Source organism: Serratia sp. N21D137 (assembly GCF_047530005.1).
GTDB classification, from domain to species: Bacteria; Pseudomonadota; Gammaproteobacteria; order Enterobacterales; family Enterobacteriaceae; genus Chania; species Chania fonticola_B.
Map to the genome: position 1 here is coordinate 1 of NZ_JBLJAJ010000007.1, position 26,195 is coordinate 26,195.

At 53.4% G+C, this 26,195-nt stretch carries 23 protein-coding genes; 9 read left to right on the forward strand and 14 right to left on the reverse strand.

What is annotated here, in order from left to right:
• Nucleotides 1-234: 234 nt before the first annotated feature.
• The 5 genes from ACMV5H_RS07730 to dsdX all read right to left on the reverse strand — a co-directional run bounded on the left by ACMV5H_RS07730 (nucleotide 235) and on the right by dsdX (nucleotide 7,025).
• Complete coding sequence (locus ACMV5H_RS07730; protein ID WP_414821664.1) at nucleotides 235-1,086, reverse strand: hypothetical protein; 852 nt, start codon at nucleotides 1,084-1,086, stop codon at nucleotides 235-237.
• A 10-nt stretch (nucleotides 1,087-1,096) separates the two neighbouring features.
• Complete coding sequence (locus tag ACMV5H_RS07735; RefSeq protein WP_414821665.1) at nucleotides 1,097-2,062, reverse strand: fatty acid desaturase family protein; 966 nt, start codon at nucleotides 2,060-2,062, stop codon at nucleotides 1,097-1,099.
• Between the two features lie 14 nt (nucleotides 2,063-2,076).
• Nucleotides 2,077-3,186: an amidinotransferase gene (locus ACMV5H_RS07740; RefSeq protein WP_094981618.1), complete on the reverse strand. Its 1,110-nt coding sequence runs from the start codon at nucleotides 3,184-3,186 to the stop codon at nucleotides 2,077-2,079.
• A gap of 1,152 nt (nucleotides 3,187-4,338) precedes the next feature.
• Nucleotides 4,339-5,670 carry a D-serine ammonia-lyase gene (locus tag ACMV5H_RS07745; protein WP_179253271.1) on the reverse strand — a complete coding sequence of 444 codons (1,332 nt, stop codon included), beginning with the start codon at nucleotides 5,668-5,670 and terminating at the stop codon, nucleotides 4,339-4,341.
• A gap of 17 nt (nucleotides 5,671-5,687) precedes the next feature.
• Nucleotides 5,688-7,025 (reverse strand): D-serine transporter DsdX, encoded by a 1,338-nt coding sequence (gene dsdX, locus ACMV5H_RS07750; protein ID WP_021805830.1) that lies wholly within the window; start codon nucleotides 7,023-7,025, stop codon nucleotides 5,688-5,690.
• A 211-nt stretch (nucleotides 7,026-7,236) separates the two neighbouring features.
• Between dsdX and dsdC the strand changes: the two genes are divergently transcribed.
• On the forward strand, nucleotides 7,237-8,178 hold the full coding sequence (gene dsdC, locus ACMV5H_RS07755) for a DNA-binding transcriptional regulator DsdC (protein WP_414821666.1): 942 nt from the start codon (nucleotides 7,237-7,239) through the stop codon (nucleotides 8,176-8,178).
• Here dsdC and ACMV5H_RS07760 read toward each other — a convergent pair.
• The 6 genes from ACMV5H_RS07760 to ACMV5H_RS07785 form a co-directional block, all read right to left on the reverse strand.
• Nucleotides 8,175-8,792, reverse strand: a complete 618-nt coding sequence (locus ACMV5H_RS07760) for an ABC-type transport auxiliary lipoprotein family protein (RefSeq protein WP_414821667.1) — start codon at nucleotides 8,790-8,792, stop codon at nucleotides 8,175-8,177. The two genes, dsdC and ACMV5H_RS07760, sit on opposite strands and share 4 nt — an antisense overlap.
• Complete coding sequence (locus ACMV5H_RS07765) at nucleotides 8,789-9,730, reverse strand: MlaD family protein (RefSeq protein ID WP_021805833.1); 942 nt, start codon at nucleotides 9,728-9,730, stop codon at nucleotides 8,789-8,791. Before ACMV5H_RS07765 ends, ACMV5H_RS07760 begins: the two co-directional genes overlap by 4 nt.
• A 3-nt stretch (nucleotides 9,731-9,733) precedes the next feature.
• Nucleotides 9,734-10,531, reverse strand: coding sequence for an ABC transporter ATP-binding protein (locus ACMV5H_RS07770; RefSeq protein ID WP_021805834.1), 798 nt, complete (start codon nucleotides 10,529-10,531; stop codon nucleotides 9,734-9,736).
• Nucleotides 10,528-11,673 (reverse strand): MlaE family ABC transporter permease, encoded by a 1,146-nt coding sequence (locus ACMV5H_RS07775; protein ID WP_115158147.1) that lies wholly within the window; start codon nucleotides 11,671-11,673, stop codon nucleotides 10,528-10,530. Before ACMV5H_RS07775 ends, ACMV5H_RS07770 begins: the two co-directional genes overlap by 4 nt.
• A gap of 217 nt (nucleotides 11,674-11,890) precedes the next feature.
• Nucleotides 11,891-12,208: a PTS system regulator TmaR gene (gene tmaR / locus ACMV5H_RS07780; protein WP_021805836.1), complete on the reverse strand. Its 318-nt coding sequence runs from the start codon at nucleotides 12,206-12,208 to the stop codon at nucleotides 11,891-11,893.
• Nucleotides 12,209-12,369: 161 nt separating this feature from the next.
• Nucleotides 12,370-13,437: an FUSC family protein gene (locus tag ACMV5H_RS07785; RefSeq protein ID WP_021805837.1), complete on the reverse strand. Its 1,068-nt coding sequence runs from the start codon at nucleotides 13,435-13,437 to the stop codon at nucleotides 12,370-12,372.
• 171 nt (nucleotides 13,438-13,608) lie between these two features.
• Between ACMV5H_RS07785 and ACMV5H_RS07790 the strand changes: the two genes are divergently transcribed.
• Nucleotides 13,609-14,355, forward strand: a complete 747-nt coding sequence (locus ACMV5H_RS07790) for a helix-turn-helix transcriptional regulator (RefSeq protein WP_021805838.1) — start codon at nucleotides 13,609-13,611, stop codon at nucleotides 14,353-14,355.
• A gap of 55 nt (nucleotides 14,356-14,410) precedes the next feature.
• Here ACMV5H_RS07790 and ACMV5H_RS07795 read toward each other — a convergent pair whose 3' ends face one another.
• Nucleotides 14,411-15,520: an SDR family oxidoreductase gene (locus ACMV5H_RS07795; protein ID WP_021805839.1), complete on the reverse strand. Its 1,110-nt coding sequence runs from the start codon at nucleotides 15,518-15,520 to the stop codon at nucleotides 14,411-14,413.
• A 244-nt stretch (nucleotides 15,521-15,764) separates the two neighbouring features.
• Here ACMV5H_RS07795 and ACMV5H_RS07800 point away from each other — a divergent pair, with 244 nt between their 5' ends.
• The 3 genes from ACMV5H_RS07800 to sbcB all read left to right on the forward strand — a co-directional run bounded on the left by ACMV5H_RS07800 (nucleotide 15,765) and on the right by sbcB (nucleotide 17,739).
• Entirely contained in the window at nucleotides 15,765-15,950 is a 186-nt protein-coding gene (locus ACMV5H_RS07800) for a hypothetical protein (protein ID WP_021805840.1), read from the forward strand.
• A 75-nt stretch (nucleotides 15,951-16,025) separates the two neighbouring features.
• Nucleotides 16,026-16,229, forward strand: coding sequence for a DNA polymerase III subunit theta (locus ACMV5H_RS07805; RefSeq protein ID WP_021805841.1), 204 nt, complete (start codon nucleotides 16,026-16,028; stop codon nucleotides 16,227-16,229).
• An 82-nt stretch (nucleotides 16,230-16,311) separates the two neighbouring features.
• On the forward strand, nucleotides 16,312-17,739 hold the full coding sequence (gene sbcB / locus ACMV5H_RS07810; protein WP_115158150.1) for an exodeoxyribonuclease I: 1,428 nt from the start codon (nucleotides 16,312-16,314) through the stop codon (nucleotides 17,737-17,739).
• Between the two features lie 103 nt (nucleotides 17,740-17,842).
• Here sbcB and ACMV5H_RS07815 read toward each other — a convergent pair whose 3' ends face one another.
• A complete protein-coding gene (locus ACMV5H_RS07815) occupies nucleotides 17,843-19,216 on the reverse strand; it encodes an APC family permease (RefSeq protein ID WP_059201212.1) in 1,374 nt (457 codons plus the stop codon).
• A 486-nt stretch (nucleotides 19,217-19,702) separates the two neighbouring features.
• Nucleotides 19,703-21,121, reverse strand: a complete 1,419-nt coding sequence (locus ACMV5H_RS07820) for a glutamine synthetase family protein (RefSeq protein WP_094981620.1) — start codon at nucleotides 21,119-21,121, stop codon at nucleotides 19,703-19,705.
• A gap of 397 nt (nucleotides 21,122-21,518) precedes the next feature.
• On the opposite strand from ACMV5H_RS07820, the gene puuR reads away from it, so the two are divergent.
• From puuR to ACMV5H_RS07840, 4 genes are all read left to right on the forward strand, one after another.
• On the forward strand, nucleotides 21,519-22,076 hold the full coding sequence (gene puuR, locus ACMV5H_RS07825; protein WP_021805845.1) for an HTH-type transcriptional regulator PuuR: 558 nt from the start codon (nucleotides 21,519-21,521) through the stop codon (nucleotides 22,074-22,076).
• 20 nt (nucleotides 22,077-22,096) lie between these two features.
• A complete protein-coding gene (locus tag ACMV5H_RS07830; RefSeq protein ID WP_414821668.1) occupies nucleotides 22,097-23,377 on the forward strand; it encodes an NAD(P)/FAD-dependent oxidoreductase in 1,281 nt (426 codons plus the stop codon).
• Between the two features lie 161 nt (nucleotides 23,378-23,538).
• Nucleotides 23,539-25,050, forward strand: coding sequence for a sugar ABC transporter ATP-binding protein (locus ACMV5H_RS07835; protein ID WP_179249097.1), 1,512 nt, complete (start codon nucleotides 23,539-23,541; stop codon nucleotides 25,048-25,050).
• Nucleotides 25,047-26,042 carry an ABC transporter permease gene (locus ACMV5H_RS07840; RefSeq protein ID WP_037375450.1) on the forward strand — a complete coding sequence of 332 codons (996 nt, stop codon included), beginning with the start codon at nucleotides 25,047-25,049 and terminating at the stop codon, nucleotides 26,040-26,042. The genes ACMV5H_RS07835 and ACMV5H_RS07840 overlap by 4 nt, the downstream gene beginning before the upstream one ends.
• Nucleotides 26,043-26,195 lie beyond the last annotated feature (153 nt).

Genomic DNA, 26,195 nt, shown 5'->3' on the forward strand with positions numbered 1-26,195 from the left:
GGGGGAATAATGCTGACGGGAACGTCGTTCTTTAGTACTCACGGAGGTGTCCACCTGGAAGAATAAGTGGACACCTAAACTACAGCGCCTGACGCATTAAGCCAGACGGTGCTGAGTTGACGCTTACAGAAAATTGCTCCGCTGCCCCAAAGCAGAACAAAAAGCATGGTTGTGCCGTACGAGGCCCAGGCATTCTTGGTTAGCATCATATAATCTGCCTATATTGTTGTCTTTTCAGGTCCACCAGACAACCTCCCCCGTAGGTAATTGCCCCATAAAACAAGTAATCAACAGGCGTTGCCGTACAGAAATACCGCTACCACCAAGTACAGCATGAACGAGATTACCATTTAGCAGTACGAGGTCACCTGCTTCCAAATCAATAGTTAGATGAGCATGTTCGTGCAAAAGCTCTACTGGATAAGGAAAACCACTATATTCAAGTCCTAGCTTTATTCGGGAATCATTATCTGGGGCGATATTCCAAACTTTGAGTTGGCCACCTTCACTTGGCATATCTGCGTAGAAGTTCATAGCCATTACATGCTCAACCCCCTGAATCTCAAAGCCATGTTGTGAAGGATCGCTCAATTGGGCCAAATCGTCATGCGGTAGTAGCAAATAATCTCCAGTATTGTTCCAGTAAACAGCCTTAGCATCCCCCGCAGGTCGTCCATCGTGGATTGCTGCTCGAACATTCATAGATTCCTTACGGAATCCTTCCCTCACTCGAGCAAGCGGATCCACACTGCCCTCGTAAATCGCATCTACCGGTTTCTTAAAGAAAGCGACTTGATCCAGATACTCTTGAGTCGTCTTTTCAATATGTGATGCGCCGACAAAGTATCCCTCAATCCCACCCTCACCTTCTCCATACCGTGGCGTGCGCGCTTTAGAACACCAAAAATTCTTTACTATTTGCGTCCTCTCTTCCACAGATAGAAACTGGCGTACTCGATACGCAGCCAACTGTCCGGATAGCACCTGATTAGCCCAAGTGAGATCCAAACGCTCAACAGATCCCTGAACCATGAAATTGCTATCAAATAGCCTTTCCCCCGTAATTGTCTCTCTATTCAAAGACATGATGACCTCCTTAATCGCCTTGGCGAAGATGACCCGTGTTCACTTTTTTGTGCAGCATCGTCCGCTGTCGATGCAAGAAACCCAAAATTGCAGGAACCGGGCTGATGACACGCTGATGCTCTGAGAGTTGCTTAGCATATTTCTGACGCGTTAAGGGTAAATATAGCCAGTGCGCTGTTGGCACAAGGTGATGCTCCTGATGATAACCATCGTTGAACGCGATAAAATTGTAAAACCGACCGTAATGACTTACCGAGTTGGCAAATGGGTCATCGGGATTTGCACCAAAATGTTCGTAGTAGTTCTGGATATTAACCAGCGCGAAAGACAGATAGAGTGCAGGAAAATAGCACAAGAGCACCCAATCCCATGCCACACATAACAATAGGAATAGCGCTAAGCACTGCACCACTCGGTCCCAGCGTAATTGCGCTATCTCACGCGATCTTGCTGATGGCGAGCGCGAATAGAAGAGGTCCATCTCAACGACACCCGCATGACTCCTCCAAAAGCAAACTGATTTGACCATTGCAACTAAACTGCTGAAAAAAGTGTAGAACGCTCCCCGAAATGCGTAATGTATTAGGCCCACGTGTTCACCGTTTACGCCATCGACGAACGTAGAAGAAGTATCTTGAGGCGGATGCCCGTTTTTACCACGATCATTATTGTATCGATGATGATTCCGTACATGCGTCAAATGGTAAGCTTGGACGGATTGCCCAATATTTATGGAGTTAAACATAGATACTGCGGCATTTAATTTTGATGAAACAAACCAAGGGGTATGCGTAAAAAAATGTGAAATAATTATAATGTTATAAGTCGTCATAACCACAAGCAGCGGTACGTTAAAACCCCAAGCACTCCAAGAAAAAAAAGACCATCGCGAGGCTAGCCAGAACGTTAGCACCAATTGTGCCAGACTCAGGATAAACATCAGAATATCCCATTGAGAATATTTCCACAGTTTCATCGCTGGCCCTCCTACTATAGATAGGATTGGAGGTTGCCACGCCGGCGAACATCCAATGTTGCGCAATGAAAAGAACCACCGAAACTATTAAAACACCTGAAATTACATGGGATAGGCGTAAATCCCCAAGACTTCATTTTTCTAATCATCGGTTCATCCTGTGCTTCAACAATCACACGGTGCTCATCCAGCATAAGGATATTCATATTTATCCACTTACTGGTCATATATAGCGGATGCGAGTCTGGAACTATTGGTTCTGGTGCCAGTAACATATCCCAGTTTTTGAAGATGGAGGGTTTCTCTCGTACGCGCTCAGGATTTACCAGCAGCTTGCCTGGTGCCAGTGGAACCAGAGTTGCATCTATGTGCATCGGATGCTTGTCATCAAACTCCAAAACATGGACACGATATTCGCTACCAAGATGGCGTCTTAACCATTCAATGCCGAATGCATTAGTCACATTGCTCTTTTGGGCTATGATATCTCGGCCACAGCGAGCAAAATCCGCCGCGTCAAACGTAGGCTCGAATTCAGTGACCACTAGCGGTATTGTGCCAAACGAGGCATTTTTTTCCCAATCAGGATCAAACTGCTCATCCGTCAACTGCGGTTTCGGCCCGGCACTCCATCGAGCGCCGCTATTAAAGTACTCTTTGAGCAATGGTTTATATGCGGAAACCTCGAAGTAACGGGAGCGCCATGCAAGAGGACATTCGATAATATCGTTGCCTATCACCAACAATACGTCTCGAGGCATTGCACAATATAACCCGCTGCTAGACCAACCCGGTGCACCAAAAATCAATGTCTGATCTTGGGGAACTGGACGACGAACTGTGACGCCTTCTCCTGTAAGAATACTGACAAATTCCTCGAGTTCCTCACGGGCCTTATCGATAAGATTCACGGGAAATGAGCGACCGGCCATGCGCTGAAACAGTGAATGTTGTGCAGCGGGCAATACGGGCTCAAGAGCAACATGCCAAGGTGGGAAGCACGCACCATCTACAACACCGACAATAACCTCTTCCAATGGATCCCATTCGGTATACGAACTCACAGCGCAATATTGAGATAATAACGCAGATTGATTATCTTGAGGTTTAAAAACTGTATTCATATGTTCCTCCTTGATTTTATAATCACATCCCTTAGGATTCCTCCCGTGCCAGATGTATAGATATTTTATCTAAAAAAATTACATTTATTCAGACTATCAATTACTCTACTACACTAACTACAACACCGATTAAATGATGTCATCATGGACTAAGGATCGCAGATAAGGCACTCATTATCATTAATTAAATTATTGCCACATCAATAACATACAATAAATCACAATGCGTCTTAAACGTATCGAATTTTTAGTCTCAAATATGAAACACCTTAGACTGTAGCAATACCACATATGAATTTCATCAAATTAAAGAATGAATCACCTAAACACGAATCAAGACTAACGTCAGAATTAACAGCAATAAGCAACGAGTAAAGTTCGACGATATATTGAGAGAAATAGAAAATGACGCAAGCTCTTTTGTAATGTCAACTTACAGGAGGTTTTTCGTGGCTTCCATGATACAGGTCACAACACTCACACAAACTCCTACATTTTTATAACATCTATACGAGTGCAGATTTGTCACTTAAACGCGCTTTGGCCTTATTGCCTGCCCCACTATTTCACCAGCATAGTGTGCCACAGACCTTCTGCGATTTCCTGCTACGTTAACTCTTTCAGCGGGCGGGCTTTGTCTGAGGCGTTCTTTTCACCATAGTGTCCATAGCAGGAGGCGCAGCTATTTTTATAGATCACACCAGGAGTCTGGACCAATTCCGGGACGGAGCCTGGCAAACGCGCTATTAATAGTGTTCCGTGTTACTCGCTTATCAGTTAATTACTCTACCGTTTTAATGCTTGGTTATTGCCGAAATGGGCTGCTGGCTACCCTTACTTCGCTGCAGGCTTCAGCAATCCGTTGTTACTGGTAGAGCTACCAGGCTTTATCCAGGTGTGACTGAAAGTTATCGCTCCGCTGTGGATAGTTTGTGGCAGCCAGCGCTACAGAGCTGAGAAAATATTATCCGTCACAGAAAAACAGGATCCGACTTATAGTACACATTGACATGATAGCAATTCTTTTAATAGGCGTAATTCTTATTATTAATTTCGCATCAAGGACATAGGCTGATTAAGGTCAAACTATGGAGGTAAGGCATGACCAAACGGGCGTAGCATGATGCTACACCCATTTAACCGCATATAGCGCTAGCGTTTTACGGCTGCGAGGTACTTGGCCATCTCTTCCTCAGGCACCATTCCACCACCTGTTGCCCACACCAAATGCGTCGCATTAGCGATACGTTGGGCATCGATCTTATGGCTGCCCAGATAATGTGGGTCGGCGCAGACTCGAGCTGGCCCCGCCATGCCAGCCAACGCAGAAGGCTCCAACTGAATGCTCTCTTCAGCGGCAAGCAAGCCAAGCAGGTCGTACATCTCCTGATCGCTCAGGGTGTAGAAACCATCCAGCAAGCGTTCCATGGCACGCCCGACAAACCCGGAAGCCCGGCCGACGGCCAAACCATCCGCCGCCGTGACGTTATCAATCCCCAGGTCCTGCACTGCAATGTGATCGTGCAACCCGGTGTGGATCCCCAGCAGCATGCAAGGTGAGTGCGTCGGCTCGGCAAAGATGCAGTGCACATGGTCGCCAAACGCCAGCTTCAGACCAAACGCCACTCCGCCAGGCCCGCCGCCTACGCCACAGGGCAAATAGACAAATAACGGATGGTCCTGATCAACCGGGATGTTCATCTGCGCAAACTGCTTTTTCAGGCGACCACCGGCCACCGCATAGCCGAGGAACAGGGTTTGCGAGTTCTCATCATCGATAAAGAAACAGTGCGGGTCAGACTCCGCCTGCTTACGCCCTTGAGCCACCGCCACGCCATAATCCTGCTCGTACTCCACCACGTTAACGCCGTGCTCACGCAGTTTGCGCTTTTTCCAGGCGCGGGCATCGGCAGACATATGCACGCTGACGCTGAACCCCAGCTTGGCGCTCATGATGCCAATCGACATCCCCAGGTTACCGGTTGAGCCCACGGCAATGCTGTACTGGTTGAAGAACTGGCGGAACTTGTCGCTAAACAGGATGCTGTAATCGTCGTCTACAGACAGCATGCCCGCCTCGATGGCCAGCTTTTCCGCATGGGTCAGCACTTCATAGATGCCGCCACGGGCCTTGATGGAGCCAGAAATCGGCAAATGGCTGTCCTTTTTCAACCACATCTTGCCCGCGATCGCCTGCTCATAACGCTGCTCCAACGCGCCCTGCATCGCCGGGATCGCCACTACCTCAGACTCGATAATGCCGTTCGTTTGCTGCGTTTCGGGGAAGGCCAGGCACAGATACGGAGCAAAGCGTTGCAAGCGCGCTTCGGCTTCGGCGACATCATTTTGCGTCAACCCGACATAGGGTAACCCTTCCTCCAGCGTGGTCGTATTGGGGTTGAACCAGGTCACCGCTTCCAAATCCATCAGCCGTTGCACCAAAGGAAATTTCACTACCAGGTTTTCAATGTCTAACGTATTCATAAAGAGTCTCTTTTGGTCTAGATGATATAAGAAAGCAGGAATGTGGTTCCCAGCGCAATCAGCGAAGCAATAAAGGTGGCCGAGGTATAATACTTAAACATCTCGCTGAGCGTCGCGCCGCAGTATTGTTTCACCAGCCAGAACAGCGAGTCGGTGACGATGGTGCAACCGATGGCACCCGAGCCAATGGCCAACGCGATGATCTCCGGGCTGACGCCAGGGTAATGCGGCAATACGGGGGCAACAATAGCCGTTGCTCCCATCATCGCCACGGTGGCCGACCCCACCGCCGCATGCAGGCAGATAGCCACCAGCCAGGCCAGCAAGATCGGATGCATATCCATATTCGACAGGATCACGGCCAGCGTATCCGCCAGCCCACTGGCTTTTAATATGCCGTTGAATGCACCACCAGCCCCGATAATCAGCAAGATGTTGGCGATGGAAGAGAAGCCGTTTTCGGTTTTGGTCAGCAAGGTGCCCATGCCCATATTGCGGCGAATACCCAGCACGTAGTAGGCCACGAAGGCGGCAATAAACATGGCGGTGATCGGGTTGCCGATAAACTCCAAGAAGGTATACAGCGCACTGTCTTTGGCCATATAGAGTTCCGCTGCGGTTTTCACCAACATCAGAATGATCGGCAATAGCACGGTAAACAGTGTGGCACCCAACGAAGGCAAGTCCTGCTCGTTGCGTACCTCCACGGAGGAAAACTCGGCGGGTACGGGTTTGAACGGCAGACGCTTGCCGACCAGCTTAAGGAACAGTGGCCCACCGATCAGCGAGGCGGCCAACCCGACAATCAAACCATACACAATCACCGAGCCCACATCGGCACCCAGCTTGTTGGTGACAAACAGCGCCGCCGGATGCGGAGGAACCACACAGTGCACGGCCATCAATGCGGTACACAGCGGGATCGCCAACTTCAGCAAGGAGGTATTGGTTTTTTTGGCAATCGAGAACGCCAGCGGGATCAGCAACACCACGCCCACTTCAACAAACAGCGTAATACCGCAGACCAACCCCACCAGCACCATGATCACATCAGCCGACAGCCAACGGCACTTTTGCAAGGTGATGCCAATGCGTTCTGCCGCCCCGGACACTTCCATCATGTTGCCCAGAATGGTGCCTAAACCAATCACCGCCGCCAGGAAGCCCAAGGTCCCGCCGATACCGCCTTCAATGGCATTGACCATTTCCAGCGGGTTCATGCCCATCAGGGCCCCCACATAAAAACTGGCCAGCAACAGCGCCAGGAACGGGTGGATCTTGAATTTTACGATAGTGAGAATAATGATAATGATGCTGCTTAGTAACGTAGCGACTACCCAGATCTGCGAGTCCATGTTCAGCGTCCTTCCAGGATAAATTTCACTCCTATTGGAAACTAACGCCCCAGCGCTGACAAACGATCAAAACGCCTCTTCACATGAGCCAGATTCAATCAATCAGGTGATTTCAGTCAACATTTGGTACTATTTCTGTCTTTGACTCACATTGCTTCATCTTTAAACCCCCAGCTTCGATATAATCTGGTTTATTTCACCGGTGATAACCATGTACGACGACAAGCACCAGCTCGCCCGCAACCGGCACCTGAATGGCTATCAGCTAGCCAAGTTGCATACGTTTGAGATTGCCGCGCGGCAAGGCTCATTCGTGCTGGCCGCCGAAGAGTTGGCGATCACCCCCAGCGCCGTCAGCCATCGGCTCAACAATCTGGAAGCCGAGTTGGGTTTCAAGCTATTCCAGCGCTTTCACCGCCGGATCGAACTCACCCCTGAGGGCGAGCGGCTGTTCTGGGTGTTGAAATCGTCACTCAGTTATCTCAATCAGGAGATACTGGAGATTAAAAGTCAGGAACTGTCTGGCACCCTGACTATCTACTCCCGCCCGTCGATTGCCCAATGCTGGCTGGTGCCCAAGCTGGCAGATTTCGATCGCCAATATCCGGCCATCAGCCTGAATATTCTCACCGGCAACGAGATGGTGAACTTCCACGGTGCGGGGATCGATCTGGCGATCTATTTTGATGACAAAACGCCGGAGAAACTCGATTGCCAGCATTTGATGGATGAGTCGATTGTGCCCGTTTGCAGCCCGGAGTACGCCGAGCACCATGAGCTAGCGGGTAATCCCGCCAACCTGCGCCGCTGCACGTTATTGCACGATCGTCAGGCATGGAGTTACGACTCGGACATTGGGGAATGGAATACCTGGGCTAGACACTTTGATTTGGAGTTTGCTGAAGGCCAGCGCGGTATGGGGTTTGATCGTTCGGATCTGGCGGTGATCGCGGCCATGAACCACGTGGGAATTGCCATGGGCCGCAAGAAGTTGGTGAGTAAGCGCCTGGAGAATAACGAACTTATCGCGCCCTTCCCCGGCATGGAAATGCAATGCGCCCAGCGCTACTACATTTCCACGCTCTCGGACCGGCAATGGCCTAAAATCAACGCCTTTATCCAGTGGTTAAAGGCCATGGCCGACGAGTCTTAATTAGCCGCCTGCTGGCGCGCCCATGCCAGCGTCTGCGCTGCCAGCTTATCGCTGGCCAGGCCAAAGGCCTGCACGACGTTGTCCATCGATGTACCGTGGATCGGCTCGCGCACCGCAAAACTACGGCTGGCCATCACTCGGCGATCGGAGGTGCGAACCAGGCGAGCATCAAAGCGGATCACCACTTCGCCCCGATCCCCGTTATAGACCCCTTGGAAGGAGGACAAATCGCCGCCTAGCTCAAGATCTGCCTGTAAATTGTCATCGTCGCTGCTCACCGAGCGGAAATGGCCGTTACTACGGAACTCCTGGATCAGGCGATTACGCAACAACAGCGGGGCCGGATCGCTCCAGCGTGAACCGCTAAAAGAGGTGATCTCCGCACCCTGAGGCTGCACAGCAATGCGCGTACCGTTCAAAAACTGGCTGGTATTGGGCTGCACGATACGTACCGAGCGTTCAGACGCCTGGCCCCCTGCCACGGCCACTGGCTGTGCTGGCAGCAAATACACCTGCTGTATCGGGCTTTCCGGCAAAATGGTGCAGGCGGCCAGCGGCATCACGGCCACCAGCACCAACAACCGAAGCACCTGGCGAAGTTTTAGCTTAATCATTTAGGGGTAAACTCCTTGGTACGTTCGCGGCCCCTGAGCAAGGCGGACGGGTTCTCTTCCAGGCGGCTCATGGCACCGCGTAAGGTCAATAAGGTTCTGCGTAATTCATCTACCGCCGGGCCAAGATCGTTGAATCCCTGGATGCCGCTATTCAGTGACTGCTGATTTTCACCAATCAGCTTGTTGAGCAGTGCAGTGGTTTTCTCAAGCGAAGCCATGGTATTTGCCGCATTGGCCACCAATTGCTTGCCCTGCCCGTCCAGCAACACGTTAGCATTGCGCACCAACCGATTGGTCTGCGCCAGCGTATCGTTGCTTTGCTTGGTCACCAGCGCCAGCTGCTGCAAGATGGTGCGGATATCTTCACGTTGCCCGGCTACGGTAGAGGTGATCTGTTCCAGATTATCCAGCGTATTCACCAAACGCTGCTGATTGTCCGGCGTCATGAGCTGATTCAAACGCACCAGCACCTGGTTGACATTGCTCATCACATCTTCGCCATTGGCGAGCAACTGGGTCAACGGTGATGGCGTGGCGACAATCACCGGGATTGCCCCATCCTCTCCTGTCAGCATCGGGCTGGTTTCGCTCCCACCGCTGAGCTGGATATTGGACGTACCGGTAATGCCAGCTATCGCCAGGCGAGCCTGAGTGTCCTCACGGATCGGTGCAGAGGCCGTGACCCGAATGCGCGCCCAGACTTTGGTCGGCACATTGGGATCCAATCGCAGCTGAGTGACTTCCCCCACGCGGATCCCACTGTAATTGACCGTGCTGCCCTGTGACAGGCCACTGACGGCTTCATTAAACACGATATCGTACTGCTTGAACTGGCGATCGGTGCCGGACTTGGTTAGCCACAGGCTGAACAGCAGCACGGCAGTGAAAATAATGAGCGTAAATAAACCAATCAAGACATGATGCGCACGGGTTTCCATTTGTTATTGCCTCTCTGGGATATTCGTTACGGCCTGCTGTGCCGCCCGCCCACGCGGGCCGTGGAAATACTCTTGGATCCAGGCATCGTCAGTGGCGGCCACCACCTCCAGCGTATCCACCACCAGCACCTTCTTCTGCGAAAGTACCGCTACCCGGTCACAGATTGTATAAAGCGTATCGAGATCGTGGGTGACCAGAAACACCGTTAACCCCAAGGCATCGCGCAACGTGCGGATCAGGCTGTCAAAGGCGGCGGCACCGATGGGATCCAGCCCGGCCGTTGGCTCATCCAGAAATACGATTTCCGGATCCAACGCCAGCGATCGGGCCAACGCGGCACGCTTGACCATGCCGCCAGAAAGCGAGGCCGGATACTTGTTGCCGGCACTGGCAGGCAGCCCGGCCAGCGCCAGCTTCACCTGGGCCAGCTGCTCGGCATCACGGCGCGGTAAGCCTGCGTATTCAATCAGCGGCAGCGCCACGTTTTCCGTCACCGTCAGCGAGCTGAACAAGGCACCACGCTGAAACAGCACGCCAAACCGCCTTTCCAGCACAGAGCGGCGCGTACCAGAGAGCGCCATCAGATCCTCGCCAAAGACGTGGATCTGTCCAGCGGTTGGGCGGCGCAGACCAACGATGCTACGCAACAGCACGGACTTGCCGGTGCCCGAACCACCGACCACGCCCAGGATTTCTCCTCGGCGCACGTCCAGATCGAGGTCCACATGCACACATTGGGGGCCAAAACAGTTTCGCAATTTACGGATGCGAATAATGGCTTCAGGGGTCGTCTGGCTCACACGCCCATCTCCATGAAGAACAGTGCAGCGACCGCATCCAGCAGGATCACCACAAAGATTGAATGCACGACGCTGGCGGTGGTATGAGCCCCTACCGACTCGGCGCTACCGCTGACTTTAAACCCTTCCAAACAGCCGATAATGGCAATCAGGAACGCAAATACCGGCGCCTTGCTCATCCCCACCAGGAAGTTCTGAAAACCGCCGCTACTCTGCATGATGGTTAAAAACATGGTGGGTGAGATATCCAGCGTCAGGGCACAAACCACCATGCCGCCAAAGATGCCGCTAATCATGCCGATGAAGGTCAGCATCGGCAACGCCAGGAGCAGCGCCAACACACGCGGCAGCACCAGCAGTTCAACCGGGTTCAGGCCCATCGCCTGAATAGCGTCTATTTCCTCATTGGCCTTCATCAGCCCAAGCTCTGCGGTAAAGGCGCTGGCGGTACGGCCCGCCATCAAGATAGCCGTCAGCAGCACTGCGAACTCTCGCAGGAAGGAAAACACCACCAGTTGCACGGTAAAGATGCTGGCACCGAAGGTAGACAGGACGGTTGACCCCAGGAAAGCGATGACGGCCCCTACCAGGAAGGTCAGCAGCATAATGATCGGCACCGCGTTCAGGCCGATTTGCTGGAGATTGGCCACCAGCGAGGTGATTCGCCAGCGCGTAGGGCGTAGCAGATTGGCAAACAGGGTTTGCAACGTCAGGCCGATAAACCCCAGCAGGGCAACCAGGTTGTGCCAGAAATTTTCCATCGACCGGCCGACGTTGGCCAGCAGTTCGATCGCCAGACCGGGCGGCTTTTCTGCCGGTGGCGGCTCAAAACCTTGCAAAGCACGGCCAACGGTTTCCAACAGCACGCGGCGTTCCACAGGAAGCGTGGGGGCTAACTGTTTGAGATCGGATATCCGTTGGTCACCCAGCAGATTGACCAGCAAGGTGGCACCTGCGGTATCCAGGCTGCCCAGTTGGCTGAGATCGAACACCGCATCGGCCGGCAAGCGGGCTTGCAGTTGCCCAACGGAGGGTTCCAACAGGCGATAATGTGCCAACACCCAATCCCCAGATGCCAAGATACGGGGAGGATGGAGCGTCTCGTCCAGGTTGAGAAAGGTGCTGAGTTGCGGTTCTGCCATCGATGACAGCCTCTGCTGGCGAAGAAATTTATACCCGTCGTCCTTCAAGCAACATCGTGAAAGCGATTGGGCAAAGTCTATTTATAACATTAGCGTAGCGGCTTTAAGCAGATTTGCTATAGCAGGGTAACATATCGTTATTCTTTATGGTCGTTCGGGGCGCTGCGCCCCTGAAAAGACGCAGGGCCGGGAGATCCCCAGCCCTGCTTGACGCGAATTACTTCACTTCGCCCATTGCTTTCAGCTTTTTGGACAGTTCGCGGCGTTCTTTCGACAGATCGGCATTTTTGATGATGTAATCATCAACGCGATCTTCATAGTCACCGCGCATGTTGGCGATGATGCCCTGAATGTCTTCAATGCTCATGCCCGGCTTGATGTACTCGCTCAGGTTGTCGAGCAGCAGCACACGCTTCTGGTTGTCACGAATTTTCTTTTCGTTGTCGACAATTTCACGCTGTAGCTTGTTTTTACGGCGGAACATACGCACAAACTCCAGAACGTCCTGGAAACTCGGCTTATTTGCATTATCCATCTTTATACCCTTGCTTTAGTAATACACAGATTCATTTGCTTACGGCCACAATGATACCAAGATACAGGGTTGTGGCCGTCAGACACAACTGTCATTGCCTTATCTTACCCACTTTAGCGCATTGACCCTATCCTGATGCACCTGCTTCATGATCTGATCCACTATTCCTGAGTATTGGCCGTACAGACCTTGAGCAGATCGCCCAACTCTTCCAACTGCTGCGCCAGTTCCATGCTCAGCCAGACATAGCCATAGATCGGGGCTTCGCTGAGTTGAGCGGCACTGGCCTCTTGCATTAATGCCTTCAGCTCTGCGGAGATATCGTTCAGTTCCCCGGCAATAACCTGTGCATGCAGGGGTTCACCATCTCGCATAATACTCGCCAGCGATTCGATCGCGCGCTGCGTCAACAGCTGTGAACTACGCAAGGTTTTGGCATTAAGCATAATAAAATGGGTTTCACGCGAGGCCCAGTAAGCATCGGCTAACAGCTCCAACGTGCAAACCAGATTGCGGCTCAGGGTTTGTACCGCCTCAAAGACCGGTTTGGCGATATGAGTCTCTTTGCTGGCGGGGGCGATCAGTGCGCGTAGTTTTACCACATCGCCCAGCAAGTTTTTGAGCCGGGGCTCCAGCCGGGGCCGCTCAATCATATTGGGTGAAAGGTAAGCGCCGTAGATCTTCCCTACCGTCTCCAGGCAATCCGCCATTTTCATTCGCCACAATACATAAGCCCGCTGCGGGTAGATACTGGTAAACAGCAGCGCCAGCAACGAACCAAAAATCACATCGCCACTGCGCCACAGTGCGATAGAGATATCGCCAGCCCCGGCGCCGATGACCACCGCCAGCGTAATGCCCACCAGCAACGCCATATAAGGCCGTTTGCCTAGCGTCAGATAACCACAGGCAAACATCACCACCCCGCACCAGGCCAGCATCAGCGGCAGTGAATACAGCTCCAGATATAGCGCAATCAGACCAGAGGCCGCACCAAACACCGTACCGGCAATACGCTCCAGCGCCCGTTGCAGTACGTTACCCCAAAAAGAGATCGGCCCCATCACCACGATCAGCGTGATCAACGGCCAGGTACCTTCCGGCACCGCCAGCAGACGGATCAGCAGAAAGGTCAGGATAAAAGCCAATCCGATCCGTACCCCGTGGACGATCCGGTAATTACGGTAGATCAGATGTTCAAAAGAAGAGATTTTTCTATCCAGACGCACGCTTGTACCCGCCAACCCTGCTGTAAAACCCTTATTTTAGTGGAACAATGCGGCTGAGGTACACACAAGCTGTTGAAAGATGTTTCCTGGTTAGGAATAGGTTTAGGTTGGCGCTAAAGATTTTAGCGGCGAAGGATTTACCTTTTTGCTAAAGAGTGAGATCATCGGCCCATGGAAACCAAAGAAATCAGGCGCAATAACCTGCGCGATCTGATGGCACGTTTCGCCCGGCAAGGCACCAACCAGAATGAGTTTGCTCTACTGGTGGGATCTTCTGCGCCAACGCTGAGCCAGATCACCGGTGAAAAATCCTCCCGCAACCTGGGCGACAACCTCGCCAGACGCATTGAGGCCAAACTCGGCTTGCCCAAAGGCTGGTTCGATGTGTTCCATGAGAAGGCGCTGGAACAGCCGTTTGCCAACGTGGCGGCCGAGTCTGATTTCCAACCGGCACGGCTCAAACCCGTGGTATGGGAAGATACCGAGCAGGACAAGGAAGAGTTTGTGGAGATCCCATTGCTGGATATCGATTTCTCCGCCGGTGACGGCTGCTACGAAATTGTCGATAGTGAAGAGTTTTCGCTGATCTTCCGCCGCTACTATCTACACAAGATGGGGGTGCCGGTAAACGCGGCGCGCATTATCCGCATCTCCGGATCCAGCATGGAACCCCGATTGCAGGATGGGGATGTGGTGGGAATCAATACCGCCGATACCCGCATCCGCGAAGGGAAAACCTATGCGATCCGCCACGGCAATCTGTTACGGGTCAAGATCCTGATTGAGCAGCCCGACGGTGGCGTGGTCATCCGCTCTCTGAATCGGGAAGAGTATCAGGATGAGCAGCTCAGCTATCCACAGCGCAAAGAGCAACTGGTAGTGCTGGGCCGGGTATTCTGGTCTTCCTCCTCCTGGTAAGATCCTGGAAGCGGGCGCAGCATGCGGCGCCCCTCCGTAACCAACCATTCAGCCTCTATTTAAAATCCACCGCCATTTGCTGCGGTATCGACAACCCACGCGTCGATTGCACACAGCGGCCAATATAATCGGTAAAGCGCGGCGGTTTAGGCATACCCAGCTTGAGGATTTTTTCGTTGCTAAAGCGCACGTTCAGCATGGCAAAGGAGCCGTACAGACGCATCGCTTTCAACATCAGGCGCTCATTGCACGGCCCGAAGATATCCTTCAACTGTTTGCGCATTTGCAACAGGGCTTCGTAGCTGACCTGTGCATAGCGATCGCCCACCGGTGGCTCCTCTAATGCGGCGGCGATGGCATAATCGATATCTGCAAAACTGACGCTGCTCTCCTCCCCCGCCGAAATATGGTAAACATCGTTATCCAAGCTCTCGCGGTTAAGCAGCATCACTAACGCATCGGCGCAATAGTCCACCGGGATCACATCGATACTATCTTGCAGCGAACACATAAACTTACGCAACATCAACGCCATACTGAATACCCAGAAAATACTGCTGGAGGGTTTGCAACCCAACTGCGTATGCCCCACCACGATCGAGGGCCGGGCGATCACCAGCGGCAGCTGTGGGCAGGTTTGCCGCATCAGTTGCTCGATGGTCGATTTGGAGCGGGTATATTCCACCAAGTGTTCGGCGGTTTCCTCAAACTCGGCGCTTTCTGCCACCAACGACCCCACCTGAGGTGAGCAAGACATTGCCGTGCCCACATGCAGAAAACGTTTTAATCCAACCACCTGAGCCATTCGCTGCGCAAATGCCAGAGTGCCTTCAACGTTAACCTTCCAAATAAGGGGGTTGTTACCAAATGACGCCACCGCGGCACAGTTAACGACATGGGTTACCTGGTTAATGCGGGCGTCAGACAAAAAGTATTCAGGTTCACTTAAGTCACCCAGTAAAATATTCTCTACAGTGAGCTTATTCAGAATGTTTTTATCTATATTGAACTTTTCCATATTAGTGAAAATACGGTTCAAGCCCTGCTCTTCTGTTTCCGCACGCACCAATAATAGATAGTTAACCTTCTGATTTTCTTTCAGTAACTTTTCAAGCACCGCACCACCGAGAAAGCCAGTCGCTCCAGTCAACAGTAACGTTTTCATCTTACATACCTACATTTGCATTGAATGAGGTGGAGTGTATGCCTATATTTATAAACCAGAAGTAAATAGAAATTAACTGATTACGTAACTACCCCTATTAATATTCTCTTGAAGAATATCCTGAAACACTCACAGACAATTAGTAACAGCTCAATGCCTCTTTCATTCCGTTTGTTTAATTAACATTTATGTTATCTCTGATTTAATTAACCAGATTAATCCCATACGCTTTTTAGGAGCTATCATGAGCTACAACCAAAAGGTCTGGCTGGCTGTATTAACGGTTTGCACGCTATTCTGGCTTGCCCTGATTAGCGGTCTGTATACCTATGCTAAATCATTGGATCATCAGCACGATCATGGCCAGCAAGAACAAGCGATGAGCATCAAGCCAGTAAAGCACCACCCCACTCTGGCACAGGCGCTATGAAGGTTCTGCCCTGAATGAGGTAGCGACAAATTCTCTTTAGCCAAATATTATGCGCTATCGAATAGGGAGAAAGACATGCCACGACCACTGGATGGCCTACCCCAGCAAGAACGTGAAAAGATCCAAACCGATTTGCTGGCACTCAGAATTATTTATAGCGAACGCTACGGCTACGCCGCCGAGTGGGAAAGCGCCGAAACGCACGTCCCCACGCATCTACGCGGCTACTTTCAGCAACGGTTGAACTTCTATCGTACTGCGCAGCGCCACTCAATTTAACGTTAAGCCTTAACCAATACTTGGCATCGGTGATCGCGCCGTTACAATAGGGCTATTCCCTACGCCAACAAGAGATGCGACTTTGAGCAGCAAGGCACCGGCCACATTCTACATCCACGACTACGAAACCTTCGGCAAAAGCCCGTCAATGGACCGTCCGGCGCAGTTTGCCGGGGTGCGTACCGATATGGATTTCAACATTATCGAAGAACCGCAGGTGTTTTACTGTGCGCCAGCCGATGACTACCTGCCTGACCCCGAAGCGGTGATGATCACCGGCATCACGCCTCAGCAGGCGCTGGCCAAAGGTGTTAACGAGGCCGAGTTTGCCCGCCGTATTCATGAAGCGTTCAGCGTCCCTGGCACCTGCATTCTGGGTTACAACAATATCCGCTTTGACGATGAAGTCAGCCGCAACATCTTTTACCGCAGCTTCTACGATCCTTACGCCTACAGCTGGCAAAACGGCAATTCCCGCTGGGATCTGCTGGATGTGATGCGGGCCTGCTACGCCCTGCGCCCGGAAGGCATCATCTGGCCAGAAAACGAAGATGGCTTTCCCAGCTTCCGTCTGGAACATCTGACGCGTGCCAACGGCGTTGAACACGAACACGCTCACGATGCGATGTCCGATGTGCATGCCACCATCGCCATGGCCAAGCTGGTCAAACAGTCGCAGCCAAGGCTGTTTGACTACCTGTTACAGCACCGCAACAAGCACAAGCTCAATGCGCTGATCGACGTCGCGGAAATGACGCCGTTAATGCACGTTTCCGGCATGTTTGGCGCGGCACGGGGTAACACCAGTTGGGTTTCACCCCTGGCCTGGCACCCGGACAATAAAAATGCGGTGATTATGTGCGATCTGGCAGGGGATATTACCCCGCTGCTGGAACTGAATGCCGACGAGCTGCGAGAACGCCTCTACACCCGCCGCGATCAATTGGCGGCCGATCAGGCCCCGGTGCCGATCAAGCTGGTGCATATCAATAAATGCCCGGTGCTGGCTCCGGCCAAGACGTTGCTGCCAGAAAACGCAGACAGGCTAGGCATCGATCGTCAGGCGTGTCTGGATAATCTGAAGGTGCTGCGCCAACACCCGGAGATCCGTGAAAAAGTGGTGGCCCTATTTGCCGAAGCTGCTCCTTTCACCCCGAACGATGATGTGGATGCCAAACTGTACGACGGTTTCTTCAGCGATGCCGACAAAGCAGCGATGAGGATCATTCAGCAAACCAAACCGCAGAATTTACCCGCGCTGGATTTGACCTTCAGCGATGGCCGGATGAAAGAGCTGCTGTTCCGCTTCCGGGCCCGTAACTACCCCAATACGCTGGACGACGCAGAGCAGCGCCGTTGGTTGCAGCACCGCCAGGAGGTGCTCAGTGCCGAGCGGGTGCAAAGTTATATCTTGCAACTGGAGTCGCTGTACAACCTGCACGAAGGGGATAAAGAGAAGATGGCGCTGCTAAAAGCGCTGTTTGATTACGGTAAACAGTTGGTGGGGTAGCCTCAACACACCTTCTCACTGAGTGGCATTACATTTCTTCAAGCAAATAAAAAGGGTTCCAACATGTGGAACCCTTTTTGCTATCGCGAAGCAGAAGAATGGATTAAGCCACGTCTTCGCTTGCTTGTGGCACCGGCAGGCTGAAGCTACGGGTGACAAATGTCAGATACAGCAGACCAATCGCCGCCCAGACCAGACCCAGCGTCATGGAACTGACTTCCAGGTTGACCCACAATGCACCGACGGTTAACGCCCCCAACACCGGCAGGATCAGGTAGTTGAAGGTGTCTTTCAGCGTACGGTTACGTTTCTCGCGAATGTAGAACTGCGAGATCACCGACAGGTTAACGAAGGTGAACGCAATCAGTGCGCCAAAGTTGATCAGTGCCGTAGCCGTGACCAGATCGAACGAAACGGCAGACAGCGCAATCGCACCGACCAGCAGCACGTTCAGCGCCGGAGTACGCCATTTTGGATGCACATAACCGAAGAAACGCTCCGGGAATACGCCATCACGGCCCATGACGTACATCAGGCGGGAAACACCCGCGTGAGATGCCATACCGGAAGCCAGTACGGTTACGCATGAGAACACCAGGATCACCGACTGGAAGAACTTGCCAGCCACATACAGCATGATTTCCGGCTGTGACGCATCAGGATCTTTGAAGCGTGAGATATCCGGGAAGTACAGCTGCACGAAGTATGACACCACGATAAAGATCACGCCGCCGATCAAGGCCGTCAGGAAGATGGCTTTCGGGATCACGTTTTCTGCATCTTTGGTTTCTTCGGATAACGAGCTGATGCCGTCAAAGCCAAGGAACGAGAAGCACAAAATGGTTGCACCGGTGATCATCGGCACCACGTGCGCGTTGTCAGACCAGAACGGACGGCTGCTCACTAGGGTACCGGCGCCTTCACCATGGGAGATGCCGTTAATGACCAGGCCCAGGAACACGATCATGATCGCCACCTGGACCACCACGATAATGGAGTTCAGGTTGGCCACCAGCTTGATGCCACGCAGGTTGAACGCCGTCATCAGCCCAACCAGGGCCGCAACGAAGATCCACGAAGGCACACCCGGGAAAATAGCTTCCAGGTAAATTTTTGCCAACAGGATGTTGATCATCGGCATGAACAGGTAGTCCAGCAGTGATGACCAACCCACCATAAAGCCGACGTGCGGGCTGATGGCTTTCTGGGCATAGGTATAGGCAGAACCGGCGGAAGGGAATTTCTTCACCAGTTTGCCGTAGCTCAGGGCGGTAAACAGGATCGCCAGCAGAGCAAAGGCGTACGCGGTCGCGACGTGACCGTCGGTCAGGCCGGAGACGATGCCGAAGGTGTCAAAGATGGTCATGGGCTGCAAATAGGCCAGACCCATCATGACGACCGGGACTAAAGTCAGTGTTTTACGCAGTTGGGCGCGTTGGCCGGCAGCGGGTGCGGCGTTGATGATGTTATCGGACATCGCGTAGCCCCCCCTTACCTTCAGTCTTGCGGATAGTAGACACGCCAAGACTCAAGGTTGCGGGGAAACTTCGCAACGTGCGACTGAATTCTAAAAGGGGGATGAGGGAAGCTGGATAACTAGGCACAAAAGCCTGTGTTGCTCCATAATCGCTGCGACCGCAACGGAAACCGGCGGGCACCGGTGCCAAGGTGAAAAATTGCCCCATCTTTCTTATCCTCATGAGTCACGACCATAAAGTTTTGGTTGATCGCGACGAACCTATTTATCTATCCGGCTCGATGTCCGGCCTCGCTTGATGTATGAAACGCACGTTGGTAGAACATAATGCAAAAAAAATAACCGACGCGTTAAAACGTCGGCTATCTGCATTTCGCGTATTTTGCCATAAGATCGCAGAAAGACAAGATCCTGAAACCTTCTAATACAAATTCTTTTGCTTAATATCAGGAAAAACGCCCTTCATTCCCATCAGGGTACCTGATATCAGGCATTTTTCAGCATCCAGTCGATCTCGGTTTCCGTCACCAACCGTTCAAACTGCATCAGTTCACCCATTTTGCAGGCATGATAAACCTGTGAAAAGCGTTCGCCGAGGTAGTGCGTCAGTTCGTGCTGATGCTCGAATTCGTACAGGGCATCGCTTTGGCGGATCGGGAACGGTAGCCCCTCCTGTTCCAAACCGTTGCCGGTCACTGGCTCAGGCAGCGGTAATTCGGTGTCCAGCCCGTACAACATCCCCGCCAGGATAGTCGCCACCACCAGATAAGGGTTGGCATCGGCACCGGCAACGCGGTACTCCACGCGGTGGTTCTGCGCATCGCCACAGGGAATACGCAACGCCACGGTACGGTTGTTATGCCCCCAGGACGCCTGGACCGGCACATACATCCCCGGCTGGAAACGGCGGAACGCATTCACGTTGGGCGCCAGCACCGCCATCGACGCGGGCATCAAAGCAATCATCCCGGCTAATGTCCGCTTAAGCAGCGCCGAGTCTTCGCCATCCGCTTCGGCAAACAGGTTTTTCCCCGCACTGTCTACCACGCTGAGATGGACGTGCATGCCACTTCCCGCGTAATCCTCATAAGGTTTCGCCATAAAGGTGGCATGCATATGGTGATGTTCGGCCACTTGGCGCACCAACCGCTTCAGCGCCAGCGCATGATCGCAGGCTTGCAGCACGTTGTCGGTATGATTCAGGTTCACCTCGAACTGGCCGGGGGAAGCTTCAGCCACCGCGCCATCCGCCGGTAGCCCTTGCATCTGTGCCAATGTGTCGATGTCGTTGAGCACCCCAGCAAAATGGTTGAGGTTATCCAGCGAATAGACCTGGCTCTGTACGTTACGTTCCTGGGTGCCTGGTGCGCACGGCGGCTGCAGATAACCTTCCGAGTCTCGCTGTCGATCGATGAGATAAAACTCCAGCTCTACCGCTACCACCGGGAACAGTCCGCGCTGGCGCAACGCCTGCCATATTCGGTTCAGTACATTGCGGGGTTCAACGTCAAAGGGAGTACCATCTTCATCCAGCATGGTCAGCAGCACCTGACCGATATGTTGCGGATCCGCCGCCGACGGCGTCAGCGTACCGGGCACGGGCATGCAGATCCGATCCGGCTCGCCCAGTTCCTGTCCCAACCCGGCCTCTTCCACCACGTTGCCCAAAATGTCCATAGCAAACACCGAAGCGGGGAAATAGCAGCCTTTTTCAACTTTTTTCAGCCCGGAGACGGGAATGCGTTTACCGCGGAAGGAACCATTGAGATCGGTGAGAAGGATATCGATATACTGCGTGGCAGGGTGGCGTTCCAAATAGTGAGCAACCTCACTTTGGAACGCGCTACTTCGCCTTTCTTCATTATGCTGTGCAAAATCTTCTACTACTGCGCTATTGGTTTGCATACATCACCTGCCGTTGTGCTCTTGGGAATGCCTTCGCATCCGCTTGCCGATTGACTTAACACATGGTCTGATTTCTCTGTAGAGTGCGCCACAGGGTGGCGCTCAAAATAACACCCATAATATGAAACATAGCTTTAACATAAATGGTTTGCAAATGTTACAATGGCGTTTGATTATTCGCCAGGGACTGCTAAATTGATAAAATATTGACCGAAAAGGCGTTGTTTGCGCTTTGTTGGTACAGAATTTCTTCCGCCAGACCAGGGGGAAACATGGGCAATATATTTTACAATGGCCGCCCAACTACCGATATCATGTGGTTTCGATATCACTCAGACAGGTACCCGGCTCCGGGTGTGATCCCAACCTGTCGCTCCTATCAGAAGGAACTACCGCTATGAGCGAAGTCAGCTTGGCACCAGGCAAGCGCCTGTCGCAGATCCGTCAGCACTTGGGTTTGTCACAGCGCAGGGTCGCCGAACTGTCCGGATTAACCCACAGCGCCATCAGCACCATTGAGCAGGACAAAGTCAGCCCTGCCATTAGTACGCTGCAGAAACTGCTGAAGGTCTATGGGCTATCGCTGTCTGAATTTTTTGCTGAACCTGAACGGCCAGATGAACCCAAAGTGGTGATCGAGCCGGACGATCTGATCGAGATCGGCAGCCAGGGCGTTTCGATGAAGCTGGTGCATAACGGCAGCCCTACCCGCAGCCTGGCCATGATGCTGGAGACTTATCAACCGGGCACCACCACCGGTGAGAAGATCAAACATCAAGGCGAAGAGATCGGCACGCTGCTGGAAGGAGAGATCATGCTGACGGTCAATGGCCAGACCTATCTGCTGACCGCTGGCCAGAGCTATGCCATCAACACCGGCATGCCCCACAGCTTCAGCAATACCTCAACGCGCGTTTGCAAGATCGTCAGCGCGCATACCCCAACCACCTTCTGACAAGACCCGCCGGAGGAGTGATGATGGAACATGTTGCCAGCTATTATGCCGCCAGCGCCAACCCCCATGCTCCTTATCCCCAGTTGAACGAGGCTATCCGCTGCGATGTCTGCATCGTCGGTGGCGGTTTTAGCGGCCTCTCCAGCGCCCTGCACCTGACCGAGGCCGGTTACGACGTGGTGGTGCTGGAAGCCGCCCGCATCGGTTGGGGAGCCAGTGGGCGCAACGGTGGGCAGGTGGTGAACTCCTACAGCCGCGATATCGATGTGATCGAGGCTCGCTACGGCCAGCAAACTGCAGCCATGCTCGGCAGCATGATGTTTGAAGGGGCGGAGATCATTCGCCAACGTATCGATCGCTACGCCATCGCCTGTGACTATCGCCCCGGAGCGGTTTCTGCCGCCTTAACCACCAAACAATTTAACGCGCTAACGGAAAAAATGGCGCATTGGCAGCGTTATGGCCACCAGCAACTGGAACTGCTGGACGGGGAAACCGTGCGCCGCACCGTGGCCAGCGAACGCTATGTCGGCGGGCTGCTGGATCGCCAAGGTGGCCATTTGCATCCGTTAAATCTGGCGCTGGGTGAAGCCGAAGCGGTACGCCGCCACGGTGGGCGGCTGTTTGAACAATCGGCGGTCACCCATATCAATTATGGTCAGCCCGCCACACTACACACTGCTCTTGGCTCCGTCAGCGCCAGCTTGGTGATCCTGGCAGGCAACGCCTATCTGGGGGAAAAGCTGGAACCCCGCCTCGGCCGCCTGAGTATGCCCTGCGGCTCGCAAATCATCGCCACCGAGCCTTTATCTGCGGATATGGCTCTATCGCTGCTGCCCGATAATTACTGCGTTGAAGACTGCAACTATCTGCTGGATTACTTTCGCCTGACGGCAGACAACCGTTTGTTATACGGCGGTGGCGTGGTCTATGGCGCACAGGATCCAGCAGATATCGAAGCCAGGATCCGGCCCTTGATGCTCAAAACCTTCCCGCAGTTGAAGAAGGTGCGCATCGATTACCGCTGGACCGGCAATTTCCTGCTGACCCTGTCGCGCATGCCACAGTTTGGCCGCCTGGAAAATAACGTTTACTACCTGCAAGGCGACAGCGGCCACGGCGTGACCTTGACCCATCTGGCAGGCAAACTGATTGCCGAAGTGCTACGCGGCGACGCGGAACGCTTTGACGCATTCGCTCAACTCCCCCATTTGCCGTTCTTCGGTGGCCGCCATTTACAGGTGCCATTTACCGCCCTAGGTGCCGCCTACTATGCCCTGCGCGATCGCTTAGGGTTCTGATCCCGCTTTTTATCTACGTTATGCCATTTTGCATGTTGCAAAAATGGCAATTCATGTTACAAAAGAGTTTCTTTAGCCATCTATACATCCAAATGAATTTCACGTTGCCGCCACCACGCCGCGATTTGAAACACGAGGGGCGCAACGTCTTCAGCCAAACTATGCCGACCAATACCGCTTCACGCCTGGAGATGCGCAATATCTCCATCGCCTTTGCCGGGTTCAACGCTCTGCAAAACGTCGATTTTACGCTGCAAGGCGGTTCAACCCATGCGCTGGTGGGAGCCAACGGCGCGGGCAAATCCACGCTGATGGGCATTCTCTCCGGCGCGCATAACCATTACCAGGGTGAAATTTTTATCGACGGCCAAAAGGTCGATATTCATTCGCCGCTGCAGGCCCGCCAGCACGGGATCCAGGTGGTGCAGCAGGAGGTGGATGTAGCGCTGATCCCCACGCTGTCCGTCGCGGAAAACATCATGCTGGACTGGCTCAATCAGCCGGGCCATCTGCTGAACTGGCGGCAGTTGCATCGCCAGGCTGCCGCGCTGTTGCAGCAGCTTGGGCTGAATATCAACCCACGCCAACGCCTGGAAGCCTGTACGTTGGCGGAGAAACAGCAGGTGCTGCTGGCTCGGGCACTATCCCACCGCTGCCGTTTTCTGGTGCTTGATGAACCGACGGCTCCGCTGGACAGCAATGAGAGCGAACGCCTGTTCCACATCGTGCGCCGCCTGCGCGCCGAAGGCATCGGCATCGTGTTTATTTCCCATCGTATCCACGAATTGAAAACCGTCTGTGATCATTTGACGGTCCTGCGCGACGGTCGCCATGCCGGTGAAAGCAGCATGCGGGGCCTGAGCGGTGAACAGATCGTCGAAAAAATGCTGGGCCATTCGCTGGACGATATCTTCCCGGCCCCGCGCCCACAGCACGGCTCGCGCCCGTTGCTGCGGGTAGAGGGATTGCACGATCGCCATAAACTGCGTGACGTTTCTTTAACCCTGCATCAAGGGGAGATCCTAGGCATTGCCGGGCTGGCGGGCGCAGGAAAAACCGAGCTTTGCAAAGCGTTGTTCGGCGCAACCCCCAGTAAATTGATGCAGGGAGAGCTGCGCGGCAAACCTTGGGCACCGCATTCACCGCATCTTTCGGTAGAACAAGGCCTGGCGCTGGTGCCGGAAGAGCGCCGCAAGGAGGGTATTTTTATCCACGAAGCCGTCCCGATGAACCTGAGCGTCAGTGCCGATGACAGCTTCTCCCGCTGGAGCCTGTTCAGCCGCCGCCAGGAACTGCGCTGGGCCTTAGAGATAATGCAACGGCTTGGCGTACGGGCCTCCGGCCCACAGCAAAAGCTGGCCCGCCTGTCGGGCGGCAATCAGCAAAAAGTGGCGATCGGCAAATGGTTACGTGGCAACGCCGAGGTGCTGATCTTTGACGAACCCACCAAAGGCGTAGATATCAAGGCCAAACAGGATCTGTTCCGGCTGATCGACGGTTTGGCTCGTGACGGCAAAGGCATTATCTATGCTTCCGGCGAGTTTTCCGAGCTGGTGGGCCTGTGCGATCGCATCTGCGTGTTATGGGATGGCCGCGTAGTGGCGGAGCTCAACGCCGCCGATATTGATGAAGAAACCCTGTTACTGTATTCCACCGGAGGAACTCCTGCGTGAGTAAAGCATTGTCCCTGAAAAGCGTTCTGCCCTGGCGCCACCAACTGTTTGAGTTTTTGTATAAATGGGGGATGTTGCTCACCGTTGTCGCCTTGATCGCGCTGTTTGGCCTGGCTTCCGACAATTTCCTCGAAGCCAACAACATCATCAACATTCTGCGTTCGATCGCCATCGTGACGGTGATTGCCATTGGCGTGTCGATCTCACTCTCGGTGGGCGGCTTCGATCTCTCCGTCGGTTCTACGGCGTCGTTGGCTAATGCGTTGGTGATTTCGTTGTTTGCCTGGTACGGCTTCGGCACTACCGGTGCCATCGTGCTGACGCTGCTGCTGTGTACGCTGGTCGGCCTGTTCAATGCCTTTTTGATCGTGGTGCTAAAGATCCCCGATATGCTCGCCACGCTCGCCAGCCTGTTCGTTATCCAGGGCGTGGCCATGACCTACAGCTACGGCGGCTCCATCACCCAGAATATGGTGCTGCCGAACGGGGATATGGCCGAAGGCGTGATCCCAGAGGTGTTTTCCTCTCTGGGGCAGGTGCCGGTGATCGTGCTGATTATGCTGGCGGTGACGGTGATCATGCAGCTTTTCCTGTCGCTGACCAAGCATGGCCGCCGGATGTATGCCATCGGCGGTAACCCGGAGGCCGCCCGGCTTTCCGGTATCCGCACGGTACGTTACAGGGTTACCGCATACGTGCTTTCTTCGCTGCTGGCGGGCCTTGGCGGCATTTTGCTGGCGTCACGTATCGGTTCCTCACAGGTTAACGCCGGAGGCGGTTACCTGATGGATGCGGTAGCGGCGGCCTATATCGGTTTCTCCCTGGCGGGCTCCGGCAAACCTAATGCGCTGGGTACCCTGGTTGGCGCGATTATCCTGGGCGTATTGCAAAACGGCTTGGTGATGCTCTCCGTGCCCTACTACGCTATGGATATCATTAAAGGGCTGGTGCTGGCATTGGCACTGGCGATCACCTACATCCAAAAACGCTAATCCACCCGGCGCACCACCGCGCTGCGCCGGGCTATCCCCCCTTTTCCCCGGGTTTGAATATATTACCGAACAAATATACAAATGATAGTTGTTATCATTTGTATTTACATTCATGACGATTTCCTTACAATGGCCTGACGTTTTCCTCACGCA